A 12,092-nucleotide genomic window follows, 5' to 3' on the forward strand; every position below is an offset into this window, starting at 1 on the left:
AATTGTTTACTTTTGTTAAAAATAGCACAATATGGAAGAAATTTTGAAGTATTTTCCTAATTTATCTGAAAATCAAATCATTCAGTTCAAAAAATTAGGCGAATTATATCCCGAATGGAATGCCAAAATTAACGTGATTTCTCGAAAAGATATTGATGAATTGTATGTAAAACACGTATTACATTCATTAGGTATAGCCAAAGTGATGGAATTTCAACCAAAGGCAACGGTTTTGGATGTGGGAACCGGTGGTGGTTTTCCCGGAATTCCTTTGGCGATTTTGTTTCCTGAAACCCGTTTTTATTTGATTGATGTAATCGCCAAAAAAATCAAAGTGGTTAATGAAGTGGCTACTGCTTTAGGTTTAAAAAATGTAAAAGCAGAACAATTGCGTGCCGAAAATGTAAAAGGTGATTTTGATTTTATCGTGAGTCGAGCCGTTACTAATATGCCTGATTTTGTTTCTTGGATAAAAGACAAAATCAAAAAACAAAACAATCACGAACTGAAAAACGGAATTTTGTATTTAAAAGGAGGCGATTTAACGGAAGAATTAAAAGATTTTCCAAAAGTTACGCTCTACAATTTATCCGATTATTTTTCAGAAGATTTTTTTGAAACAAAGAAAGTGGTTCATTTGCCGTTGAAATTTAAAGCATAAAAAAACCACGAATAAACAATTTATTCGTGGTTAGATTTTATAAGAATAAAATTAATTTTTAATCAACTTCTGCACAAAACTTCTTTCAGTAGATTCAATTTTAATTAAGTAAAATCCGTACGATAAATTGACATCCAATTGATGGTTTCCTTCAAAAGAAATGTTATTTTGACTGAAAACTTTTTTGCCTGAAGCATCAACAATCGAAATGTTTGCGTTGGAAATCATGTTAGAACTGTATATTTCAATCGTATTTTTAATTGGGTTTTTAATGACAATATTTTCAGTTAAAATAGGTTGTTCTATTGAAAGTGGTTCGTTTAGAATTTCCTCCAAAGCAAATTCAACATTTCCTTCTGACAAGGTTACATGGCCTTCGTTTTCAGTTGGAACATAGGTTGCTGCAAAAGGTGTAATTGATGTATCGTCTACAGTTGCATACCAGTTTGGATTGGTAATGGCTAATGAACTCAAGGTAGGAATAAAACAAAAACGATCTATTGCTAAATTTCCTAAAAAATCATCTAAGGTTGGGTTGCCACTTCCGCCTTCCGCAAAATCAGCAACATTAAAAAGGCCTCCCGGAGCAGAATCTAAACCTGACGAGGATGCCGGTGAAGCAGCATTCGCTTGGCTTGTTAGAACTGTAATCCAAATTATTATATTTTGCTGAGCCCTAAATCGGCTTACCAATTGATTGGATACCCCGGCAGGCGGCGTAAAGCGAATATCGAATCGGGCTCTTTGGGTTGCAGAAGCATTCACAATATAATCGTTCAACACAAACATACCAGGCGTGCCTGTCATCATTCCGGTAGCACTACCGTTGCTAATGGCTACATTTCTGGTTTCTGTTGGGAAACCCATTGCATTTAATTCATTTTGAAAGGCAGTTCTAAAATTTGGAGCTCCTGTAGGTAATTGAATTGCATTATCAAATTCCGTTGCACTACCGGATTGTAAATGGCCACTGTAATGATCAAGTAGCATTTGTTTTGCTGCCGGACTTGAAATAACACTATTTACAATTTCTTGAAGTGTTACATCGCCCAACGGGCCATTGGCCATATAATTAAAAAGATGTTGAAAACCAATTGGAACATTGGCTCCTAAATGCGGAGAATCAAATGAAATGTATAAACGAGTATCGTGTTCTAAATTGTTTTGCTCCATATAACGCAAGGCATAACGCGAAATAAGTCCGCCCATACTGGGTCCGATTACGACATTTTTTTCTGTTCCAACCTTTTGAGCGTTAATTTGATTAATTAATTCAACTAAAATCATCGCATTTCGTTGGATGAAGTCGGCACCACCATCAATCACAATTCCGTCTGTTGGTGAATATTGAGGAAAATTCAGCACTACAATATCAAATCCTTCATTCCGAACAACATCACCTAAATTTTGATTGGTATCGCCATAATTTAGAAGGGAATAAATCAAATCTGTATTTCTTGTGTCGCCCGGATCAAATCCGTCCACTAAAAAAATAGGTTTGTCTAAAACTTGGTCAACGTTGTCTAAATAAATTTCATATTCACCTTGACCAAGATACGGAGCACTTTCTCCAAAACCCTGATAAGGAATTGAAGCAGTTATGGTTTCGGCTAAGATTTCATTACCATTTCGATGGGTAAGATTTGAGCTTCCTTGAACATCGAAAGTTGATTTTATGATTTTAGACGAACCATCCGTGAATTCAATTTTAAAAGAAATGGATTTTTCACCGGAAGTTGCAAAATCTACTTTGATTGGTTGATTTACAGAAACCGTTAACCAAAGATCATTATCAGTAAAATTTATGAAAACGCCTTGAATATTTTTAGATGTTGTGTTGAAAATATTTTTATCTTTTAAAATAAATTCAACCGTTTTATTTTTTGATTTGGAAACCAACGGAGCCATTAATGCAATTTCATGTTTTTGAAAAGCGTCAACAGCAGAATTATTTATGACAAATTGATTGTTGTTTTTTGAAATAATGTTGTTTTCTAAAGCTTCCGGTTTGATGGTTTCTACTTCAGAAATTAAAATTGAAAGTGGTATTTGTTTGGTGAAAAAAGCTTCATCGGCTTCTTTTTTCAGACTTTCATATTTTGGCAATCGTTGTAAAAAATCAGCTCGTTGAATTTCATGATAAACTTGTCTGAAATACATGGCCGAAATTTCATTTTTTTTGTTTTGTGTTATTTTAGAAATTTCAAATACTTGATTATATAAAATCTTTGTTTGCGTATGGTCTTTCAATAAATCATATTCTCCTTTTTGACCAAAAGAAAATAAAATTGAAAATAAAGTGAAAAGAGTAATTTTTGTTTTCATTGACTAGAGATTGATTTTTGATAATTTATTTGTTTTTTCCTTCAAATATAAAAAAAAGTCCGAATAGTTAACATTCGGACTTTCACAAATTTATGATTTATATTAAATTAACCTAAAAATGGATAACGGTAATTTTCAGGTGTTACAAACGTTTCTTTGATAGTTCTTGGTGAAACCCAACGCAATAGGTTTTGAGCAGAACCCGCTTTGTCATTGGTTCCCGAAGCTCTTGCTCCACCAAACGGTTGCATACCTACAACTGCTCCGGTTGGTTTGTCGTTGATGTAGAAATTTCCGGCACTGTTTTCTAATGCTTGTGTGGCTTCGGTAATGGCATAGCGGTCTTGGCTAAAAACAGCTCCCGTTAAAGCATATTCTGAAGTTTCATCTATTAATTTTAAGGTTTCTTTCCAATTTGCATCATCATAAATGTAAATGGTTAAAACGGGACCGAATAATTCGGTTTCCATGGTAGCATATTTTGGATTGGAAGTCAAAATAACCGTAGGTTCAACAAAATAGCCTACTGATTTATCATAGTTTCCACCGATGATTACTTCAGCATCGTTATCTTTTTTGGCTTGGTCTATAAAATGAGCCAATTTATCAAACGAGCCTTCATGAATGACTGCGGTAAAGAAATTAGAAAAATCTTCCGGTGAACCCATTTTAATGGTAGCCATTTCCGCTTTTAATTCGGCATGTACGGCTGGCCATAAACTTTTTGGAATGTAAACTCTGGAAGCGGCCGAACATTTTTGTCCTTGAAATTCAAATGCTCCACGAATTAATCCGGTAACAACTTTTTTTACATTGGCACTAGGGTGAGCTAAAACAAAATCTTTTCCGCCGGTTTCACCTACGATTCTTGGATAGGTTTTGTATTTATGAATGTTGGTTCCGATTTTTTTCCAGATTTCTTTGAACACAAAGGTAGAACCGGTGTAATGAATTCCGGCAAAATCGGGATGGTCAAAAATAGTATCTGAAATCATCACCGGATCGCCAAAAACAACGTTGATGACACCATCCGGAACACCGGCTTCTTTGAACACGTCAATAATGATTTTAGCTGAAAACACTTGGCTGTCACTTGGTTTCCAAACGACCACGTTGCCCATCATAGCAGCACTGGCAGGAAGATTGGCGGCAATGGCGGTAAAATTGAAAGGGGTGATGGCATATACAAATCCTTCTAACGGACGGTATTCTACACGATTCCAAACAGATGAATCCGAATTAGGTTGGTCGTTATATATTTGTGTCATGAATTCCACATTGTAACGTAAGAAGTCAATCAATTCACACGAAGCATCGATTTCGGCTTGGTGGATGGTTTTGGATTGAGCAATCATGGTAGCCGCATTGATTTTGGCTCGATACGGACCTGCAATCAATTCCGCTGCTTTTAAGAAAATGGCTGCACGTTGTTCCCATGGCATAGCAGCCCAAGCTTTTCGGGATGCTAAAGCGTTTGAGATGGCTTTTTCTACATGTGATTTTTCAGCTAAATGATAGGTGCCCACGATGTGTTTGTGATCGTGTGGGGCAGACATGTTACATGTGTTTCCGGTACGAATTTCTTCGCTACCGATATATAGTGGGACATCGATTTGGGTGTTCCACATTTCTTTGTAAGCGGCTAAAACAGCAGCTTTTTCAGGACTGTTTGGTGCATAAGCTTTTACAGGTTCATTAATGGCTTTGGGTACGTGAAAAAATCCTTTTAACATAAGAGTTGTTGTTTGATTATTAGACATTTTATCAATTCTATAATTCTTTGAATGCGAATTTGATAATTGCACACAAAAGTACAAAGGTTTTTTTGAATTTTTGGTAATAGTTGTTACATTTTGGATGATAGTACGGCTTTTTAGCCCCGATAGAAGTGAAAAGCCTTTTGCAGGATTGAGGCAGATTTTCTTGGTAAAAAAAAGCGACTGCAAGAAGCTCTTTTTTTAACTTTAGAAAAACGCTTCAAGACAAAAAAGCTTGTAACGAATAGCGGGAATAGCTTCTGAAAAAAAATTAATTTAAAGCAAAAGGTGCTCCCAGTTTGAAGGTTGGAACAATCACTCTAAAATTGCGTGTTGTGGTGAAATTAATCATATTAAAATGACCTTTCATGGCACCAAAAGGCGATGATAATAAACAACCGGAACTATACGTATGACTTTCTCCGGGTTTTAAAACAGGTTTTTTGCCAATAACGCCTTCGCCGTCAACAATTTCTTTGTGGTTGAGGGAATCATAAATTTCCCAATGACGCGACATTAATTGAACAGAATCTTTGCTGTGGTTTTCGATTGTAATGTGGTAACTAAAGGCAAAATGAAGCTTGTAGTTTTTGAAGTAAGTACCTTCAAAACTAGTAGTAACAGAAATTTTTATGCCTCTTGTTATTTGTGAAACCATATTTTAATACATCAAAAACCCTATCAATAGAACCAAAAGTGCTACAAATGAAGCAGTTGTTGGTAATAGAAAGTTCAAAATTACAAATTTTAAAATTGTTTTCCACCTACTTTGTTGATAAAAGTTTCTTAAGGCTTTGTAAAAATAAATAGGTGTAATAATTAAGAAAATCCAACTTAAGTCTAAGCCAGTCAATAATCCGATAATCTCTTCTACAAATATTAGAAGAAACATGAAAGTCATAAAGCTGAACACAAACACCATATGTTCAGCATAAGATAATTTTTTTCGATAGTAAATTATTGCAAAAATTACAGTGATAAAAGGTAAAGAAATGAAAAGAATGAAAGGTATTTTATCTGACAAATATTCAAAAAATTTATTAAATCCTTTCCTGCCGCTTGTATCTTCTTCGTTCAATTTTTTCAATTGATACGTTTTTTTGAGTAAATACAAATTCCATTTCGTCTTTTCATGTTGAAGAGTGTCTAAAATTTTTGAAGGATTTGTTGTTTTTGAATGATCAAAAAAATGGGCATAGGTTTGAGTTTTAAGGCTCGTTCTTTTAATAAAACCTAAATCAGCTATTTGTTTTTCAGTATACAATTTTTGCTTTTTTAGGGTGTCTTTCTTTATTTCGCTATTGTCATTATTGCCAAGGTTGATTTGAACAGGTGATTTTGGGTCATTTAAATCAAGTTGATTGTTGTTTGTTTTGATTGAGTCTTTTTCTGGTTTTTTTTCTTCACTATTTTTGATAATCGTTTGGTCTAAATCTACAATTGATTCATCACTAAACTTTGTAACCAATCCACTAAAAATAAAATAGATTAAAGAAACACTCAAATAAAACCGAAAGGGATTGGCGTAGGTTTGTCTTTTGCCTTCAATAAATTCTTTTGCTGCTTTTCCAGGTTTAGTAAACAATTTAATTGTTGTGTTTTTCACCTTGGAATCATAGGCGTAAAAATTAGCTAAAAATTCATCTACAAAGTCTTTCAGACTGAGTCTTTTGGTAGAGTTTTTTTGCCCGCAATTAGGGCAATATTTATCTGAAATGTCTAACGGGTGATTACAATTTAAACATTTTAATCCGCGATAATTTTTAATTTCTCTTGTAGATTCAGACATACATTACTTTATAATATCAACTGAACTGGCCATTCCTTTTCCAATTACGCGGTCAAAACGGTCGTTGTTGGCACGGTAATATACAACACAAAAATAATTGTTTTCTGTTTGAAAAAAGTTACCGTCTAACGCGTTTTCGAAATCTACTCGGCCATTTGAATCGGCTAATGTGTATTCGTAATTTGTAAAACCTTGTTTAATAATCATGGCTTTTTCATACACTCCCTTTTCTTTATTATAATCCATTTTGTATTCAGGTGTTAAGGCATAATTATTAAACATACCTGTAACATAAATGTCTTTTTTACCATAATAAGTGGGTGCACTTAATGTGAAAAACACCCATGAATAATCAGCTTCTACATCCACATTTTCTCTGGCGGCTACATTGTTGATGAGAAAATTTCCATTATAGTCAGGAAAAAAAGTATATTCTAGATTTCCTCTTGTTGAATTTGGCATTAAGTAGGTATTGTAAATCCCTTTGAGTTCAATATAACGAACATTATTTACTGCATTTCGGATATCTTTGTTTTCATAAAATAAGAATTCGTTTCCGGCCCAAAATTGGGTTTCTTTATCGTATTTATAAATTAGATCGTTTCCTAATGTAAACATTGGTTTCACATTAGTAATGGCAGTGTTCCAAATGCCGTTTTTCAATAACATAATTTTTATATTTTGAATCGGATTTTGCAACAGCATGTTATTGGGTAAAATAGAAAACTCTAAATTGTGCTTTTGATTCAATACTCTTACATCACGAGCACTTCTTACTTGCATTGGCACAGAAACTAAATCTTCATACAAAATAAATTTTCTTGAAAAAACCAATTCTTGACTGTTGTTAAAAATTTTTAACACATAGTTTCCACTTACTTTGAATCCCTTTGTAAATTGATTAGGAAAAGAAATGCGGTAATGAGAATATAGCTGGAGTGTGTTAAATGAATTTTCATAATCGATAATTCGTTGGTTATCTAAACCAACTAAATATTCATTAAGATTAAGTTGCGATTTTGTCCAATTGTAATCACAATGTGTAATCGTGTAATAATAATTTGCTTCATCACCATATAAATCATCAAAAACAAATTGAAATGAATCTCCCAATCGAAAAATTGGAATTGCATTAATGTTGTTTTGAATAAAAGTGGCAGTTTTAATATTATAAGGTGGAGCAATTTCTTGTTCGACTTGAGCCAAAGTAAAACTACCAATGAAACAAAAAACTAATAAAAAAAGGTTTCTCATGAGAAAATTTTTAATCAAAAGGTAAATATACTATTTAATTTGAATACTTAAAAGAGCATCATCATTTTATAAATGAATAATCAATGTTTTTGGATTAATTAGCTCAACATTTAATATGCCTTCGTAATGCAAAAAGTTATAGTTTTCATTTAACAATCAAGATAAAAACAAAAAGTTAAAGGTTCTATCAAAAGTTATAAATTATTTAAAAAAAACTGACGTATTTTGAATAGAAAACAAACAGTTATTTAGAATCAATATAAATAAATAAAAATCGATTAGACATTTGTTAATCATGTACTTCTTTTGCTATTTAATTTTTAAATTTGCACCGTTTAAAATTATGTAAACTATTTACTAATCATATCTTCATACAATATGTCCAAAGACATTCGAATCAAGAAAGGATTAGATTTGAAACTTGTAGGAGAAGCACAAGCAAATGTGTCTTCCGTATCACGTTCTCAGGTTTATTCCATTAAACCTTCTGACTTTCATAAAGTTACACCGAAGTTGGTGGTTAAAGAAGGAGCCGAAGTTAAAGCAGGAGAGGTGGTTTTTTATTCCAAAAACGACGAAGCTGTCAAGTTTGTTTCTCCTGTAAGCGGAAAAATTATCGAAATCATTAGAGGCGAAAAAAGGGTTATTCTTGAAATCAAAATTCAAGCTGATGCACAAGATACTTTTGTTGAGCATGGAAAGAAAGACCCAAAGGCAATGTCAGATGAGCAAGTGAAAGCTCATTTACTGGCTTCCGGTTGTTGGCCTTTTATCAAACAGCGTCCTTATGATGTAGTGGCTAATTCTGCTGAAATTCCAAAAGCTATTTTTATCTCGGCTTATAGTTCTGCACCTTTGTCTGCTGATGTAGAGGTAGTATTAAAAGATAAAGTTTCAGCCTTTCAAACAGGTGTTGATGCTCTATCCAAACTAACCAAAGGTAAAGTACATCTTTCGGTAAATGGAAAAGTAAATTCAATTTTCAATTCAGTTTCCGGAGTAGAATTACACAAAGTTTTCGGACCACATCCGGCAGGTAATGTTGGTGTTCAAATTTCAAAAATAGATCCTGTTAATGCCGGAGAAAGAGTTTGGGTTGTTTCACCTCAAGATGTTGCGATTATTGGTGAGTTGTTTTTAACCGGAAAATTTGAAGCTTCCAGAACTATTGCTTTGTCCGGTTCAGAAGTTTCAAATCCACAATACTACACTGTTAAAGTAGGTGCTCAAATCAAAGATATTGTTTCCGGAAAACTAGCTTCGGATAATGTTAGAATTATTTCCGGGGATGTATTAACAGGAAATAAAGTTGCTCTAAGTGGTAATTTAAGCTATTATGCAAACACAGTAACGGTTATACCGGAAGGAAATCAATATCGAATGTTTGGTTGGATGCCTTTTGCCGGAGCAAATAAACACAGTATGCAACGCACTGCATTATCGTGGTTGATGCCAGGTAAAAAATATACGCCAGATACTAATTTAAATGGTGAAGAAAGAGCATTAGTTGTAACGGGAGAAATGGAAAAAGTAATGCCAATGGATATATATCCAATGCAACTTTTAAAAGCTTGTTTGGCGAATGATATCGAAAAAATGGAAAATTTAGGAATTTATGAAGTAGCTCCTGAGGATTTTGCCTTGGTAGACTATTCAAATACTTCTAAATTAGAAGCACAAGTTATTATCAGAGAGGCTTTAGATTTAATGATTAACGAAGTAGGATAAAAAATATAGCTATGAAGTTTTTAAGAGATAAAATAGATCAAATTAAAAAGCCTTTTGGGAAAGGTGAGAAATTTGAAAAATTCGCTCCCGCTGTTAATGCGTTAGATACGTTTTTGTATGTGCCTAACCATACTACAAAACACGGAGCACACATTAGAGATGCTGTTGATTTAAAGCGAACCATGATCACTGTAGTTTTAGCATTGCTTCCGGCATTGATTTTTGGTATATGGAATGCGGGTTACCAAAGTTTATCACAAATTCAGGATGTGGTTCCATTTATGGATGCTTTAATTCACGGAGCTTGGAAAGTTTTGCCAATGATTGCCGTTTCTTATGGTGTAGGTTTGGGAATTGAATTTTATTTTGCAATCGTTAGAGGGCATGAAGTAAACGAAGGTTATTTAGTAACCGGACTTTTAATCCCTATGATTATGCCTATTGATTTACCTTTATGGATGTTGGCATTGTCTGTAATTTTTGCCGTAATTATTGGTAAAGAAGCTTTTGGTGGAACAGGAATGAATATCTTAAATCCAGCTTTAACAGCTAGAGCGTTTGCATTCTTTGCTTATCCAACCTATATGTCCGGTGACAAAGTGTGGGTTTCTGATGCAACGACCATGGATGCCATTTCTGGCGAAACGATATTAGGAAAATTAGCTGCCGGTAAGGAAGCCGGTTATGATGCTTGGAGTATGTTTGCTGGAACAATACCGGGTTCCATCTCTGAAACATCCGTACTTTGGATTTTGGTAGGTGCAGCTATCCTAGTAATCACTGGTGTTGGAAGTTGGAGAATTATTGTCAGCGGGTTCTTAGGAGCCGCATTTACTGCCTTTTTATTCGAATTGTGGGGAGCAAGTGCATTGATGGATTTTGGGATGAATCATCTTTTGGTAGGTGGATTGGCATTTGGTATTGTATTTATGGCAACCGATCCCGTTTCTGCTGCACAAACCAATAGAGGAAAATGGATTTACGGTTTTTTAATTGGTTTATTTAGTATATTAATAAGGGTTTTCAATCCGGCATATCCTGAGGGAGTAATGCTTGCTATTTTATTACTAAATGTTTTTGCACCAACCATTGATCATTATGTGGTGGAAGGAAATATCAAAAGAAGAAAGAATAGAGTTGCTAAACAATTAAAAACTGCTTAATCATGGATAGAAATAGTAACGGATATACATTTTTATTTGCTGCAATTATGGTTATTGTTGTTGGAGCATTACTAGCTTTTGCTGCAACATCACTAAAAGATTTGCAAGATGAGAATGTAAAGAAAGAAAAAATGCAGAACATTTTAGCCTCTGTTGGAGTAGTTGTTGAAAGAGAACAAGCTCCTAGTCAGTTTACATCAGTTATTAAAGAACAATTGGCTTTAAAAATTGATGGTTCTGTAGATGAAACCACAAAGGCTTTTGAAATTGATTTAAAAAATGAACTTTCTAAAAAAGTGGAAGACCAACGTTTCCCTCTTTATGTAGCAGAACAAGATGGAAAAAAATTCTATATTGTTCCTTTAAGAGGAGCTGGTTTATGGGATGCCATTTGGGGTTATGTTGCCTTGGAAGAAGATTTAAATACAATTAAAGGAACCGTATTTGACCACAAAGGAGAAACACCTGGGTTAGGAGCAGAGATTACACAAAAATGGTTTCAAGATCGCTTTGTAGGCGAAAAAATCCTGAATCAATCAGGTGAAATTGTTGGTGTTGCTGTAGCAAAAGGAAATACCGATCCATCCAAAGAAGACAATAAAGTAGATGCAATTTCAGGAGCAACTATTACTGGTGATGGAGTAACTAACATGATTAAAGAGAGACTATCAAACTATAAAAATTATTTTGCTAATCAGAAAAAATTAGCGTTAAATAAATAGAAATTATGTCAGAAGAAAAAGAAGCTTTGTTCTCAAAGAAAAATAGATTATTGTTGTCTGATCCTTTAAATGACAACAATCCAATTACGGTTCAAGTACTTGGTGTTTGTTCCGCTTTAGCAATTACAGTTCAATTAAAACCTGCTTTAGTTATGGCTATGTCAGTAGTTGTAGTAACTGCTGCCAGTAACGTAATTATTTCATTATTAAGAAATTTAATTCCTAACCGAATTCGTATTATTGTTCAGTTAGTTGTAGTGGCTGCATTGGTAATTTTAGTAGACCAAGTGTTAAAAGCATACTCATATGATGTCAGTAAACAACTTTCCGTATTCGTAGGTTTAATTATTACGAATTGTATTGTAATGGGACGTTTGGAAGCTTTTGCTCTTGCCAATGGTCCTTGGAAATCATTTTTAGATGGCGTTGGTAATGGTGCAGGCTATGGACTATTATTGGTAGTTGTAGCATTTTTTAGAGAATTGTTTGGTTCCGGAAAACTTTTCGGAATAGAAGTATTAGGACATAAAGGTGCAACATTAGCTGAATCTACCGGATTGTATGCGTGGGGTTATGAAAATAACGGTTTAATGTTGTTGTCACCAATGGCGTTAATTGTAGTTGGAATTATCATTTGGTTACAACGATCAAAAAACAGAAAATTAATTGAAAAACACTAATCATAGCCTCGCT

The 12,092-nt window shown here is 33.9% G+C and carries 10 protein-coding genes; 5 read left to right on the plus strand and 5 right to left on the minus strand.

Annotated elements, in window-relative coordinates:
- Nucleotides 1-31: 31 nt before the first annotated feature.
- The gene (gene rsmG / locus EQG68_RS12410; protein ID WP_129465208.1) at nt 32-661 is read left to right on the plus strand and encodes a 16S rRNA (guanine(527)-N(7))-methyltransferase RsmG; all 630 of its coding nucleotides are present in this window, start codon (nt 32-34) and stop codon (nt 659-661) included.
- A 51-nt stretch (nt 662-712) separates the two neighbouring features.
- Here rsmG and EQG68_RS12415 read toward each other — a convergent pair whose 3' ends face one another.
- From EQG68_RS12415 to EQG68_RS12435, 5 genes are all read right to left on the minus strand, one after another.
- On the minus strand, nt 713-2,986 hold the full coding sequence (locus EQG68_RS12415; protein WP_129465209.1) for a T9SS type A sorting domain-containing protein: 2,274 nt from the start codon (nt 2,984-2,986) through the stop codon (nt 713-715).
- 107 nt (nt 2,987-3,093) lie between these two features.
- Nucleotides 3,094-4,719 (minus strand): L-glutamate gamma-semialdehyde dehydrogenase, encoded by a 1,626-nt coding sequence (pruA, locus tag EQG68_RS12420; protein ID WP_129465210.1) that lies wholly within the window; start codon nt 4,717-4,719, stop codon nt 3,094-3,096.
- Nucleotides 4,720-5,014: 295 nt separating this feature from the next.
- Nucleotides 5,015-5,401, minus strand: a complete 387-nt coding sequence (apaG, locus tag EQG68_RS12425) for a Co2+/Mg2+ efflux protein ApaG (RefSeq protein WP_129465211.1) — start codon at nt 5,399-5,401, stop codon at nt 5,015-5,017.
- A gap of 3 nt (nt 5,402-5,404) precedes the next feature.
- Nucleotides 5,405-6,532 carry a DUF3667 domain-containing protein gene (locus EQG68_RS12430; protein ID WP_129465212.1) on the minus strand — a complete coding sequence of 376 codons (1,128 nt, stop codon included), beginning with the start codon at nt 6,530-6,532 and terminating at the stop codon, nt 5,405-5,407.
- Nucleotides 6,533-6,535: 3 nt separating this feature from the next.
- Entirely contained in the window at nt 6,536-7,786 is a 1,251-nt protein-coding gene (locus EQG68_RS12435; RefSeq protein ID WP_129465213.1) for a type IX secretion system plug protein, read from the minus strand.
- 378 nt (nt 7,787-8,164) lie between these two features.
- On the opposite strand from EQG68_RS12435, the gene EQG68_RS12440 reads away from it, so the two are divergent.
- Genes EQG68_RS12440 through EQG68_RS12455 form a run of 4 tightly spaced genes read left to right on the plus strand, consistent with a single transcriptional unit; the run spans nt 8,165 to nt 12,079 of the window.
- A complete protein-coding gene (locus tag EQG68_RS12440) occupies nt 8,165-9,514 on the plus strand; it encodes a Na(+)-translocating NADH-quinone reductase subunit A (RefSeq protein ID WP_129465214.1) in 1,350 nt (449 codons plus the stop codon).
- A gap of 11 nt (nt 9,515-9,525) precedes the next feature.
- The gene (locus tag EQG68_RS12445; protein ID WP_129465215.1) at nt 9,526-10,677 is read left to right on the plus strand and encodes an NADH:ubiquinone reductase (Na(+)-transporting) subunit B; all 1,152 of its coding nucleotides are present in this window, start codon (nt 9,526-9,528) and stop codon (nt 10,675-10,677) included.
- A 2-nt stretch (nt 10,678-10,679) separates the two neighbouring features.
- Complete coding sequence (locus tag EQG68_RS12450; RefSeq protein WP_129465216.1) at nt 10,680-11,399, plus strand: Na(+)-translocating NADH-quinone reductase subunit C; 720 nt, start codon at nt 10,680-10,682, stop codon at nt 11,397-11,399.
- Between the two features lie 5 nt (nt 11,400-11,404).
- The gene (locus tag EQG68_RS12455; RefSeq protein WP_129465217.1) at nt 11,405-12,079 is read left to right on the plus strand and encodes an NADH:ubiquinone reductase (Na(+)-transporting) subunit D; all 675 of its coding nucleotides are present in this window, start codon (nt 11,405-11,407) and stop codon (nt 12,077-12,079) included.
- Nucleotides 12,080-12,092: the final 13 nt, after the last annotated feature.

It is taken from the genome of Flavobacterium piscinae, assembly GCF_004122145.1.
GTDB lineage: Bacteria > Bacteroidota > Bacteroidia > Flavobacteriales > Flavobacteriaceae > Flavobacterium > Flavobacterium piscinae.

Bases quoted from the DNA above. Each gene is read 5' to 3' on its own strand.
- rsmG (WP_129465208.1), top strand. From the start codon at position 32: ATGGAAGAAATTTTGAAGTATTTTCCTAATTTATCTGAAAATCAAATC.
- EQG68_RS12415 (WP_129465209.1), bottom strand. From the start codon at position 2,986: ATGAAAACAAAAATTACTCTTTTCACTTTATTTTCAATTTTATTTTCT.
- pruA (WP_129465210.1), bottom strand. From the start codon at position 4,719: ATGTTAAAAGGATTTTTTCACGTACCCAAAGCCATTAATGAACCTGTA.
- apaG (WP_129465211.1), bottom strand. From the start codon at position 5,401: ATGGTTTCACAAATAACAAGAGGCATAAAAATTTCTGTTACTACTAGT.
- EQG68_RS12430 (WP_129465212.1), bottom strand. From the start codon at position 6,532: ATGTCTGAATCTACAAGAGAAATTAAAAATTATCGCGGATTAAAATGT.
- EQG68_RS12435 (WP_129465213.1), bottom strand. From the start codon at position 7,786: ATGAGAAACCTTTTTTTATTAGTTTTTTGTTTCATTGGTAGTTTTACT.
- EQG68_RS12440 (WP_129465214.1), top strand. From the start codon at position 8,165: ATGTCCAAAGACATTCGAATCAAGAAAGGATTAGATTTGAAACTTGTA.
- EQG68_RS12445 (WP_129465215.1), top strand. From the start codon at position 9,526: ATGAAGTTTTTAAGAGATAAAATAGATCAAATTAAAAAGCCTTTTGGG.
- EQG68_RS12450 (WP_129465216.1), top strand. From the start codon at position 10,680: ATGGATAGAAATAGTAACGGATATACATTTTTATTTGCTGCAATTATG.
- EQG68_RS12455 (WP_129465217.1), top strand. From the start codon at position 11,405: ATGTCAGAAGAAAAAGAAGCTTTGTTCTCAAAGAAAAATAGATTATTG.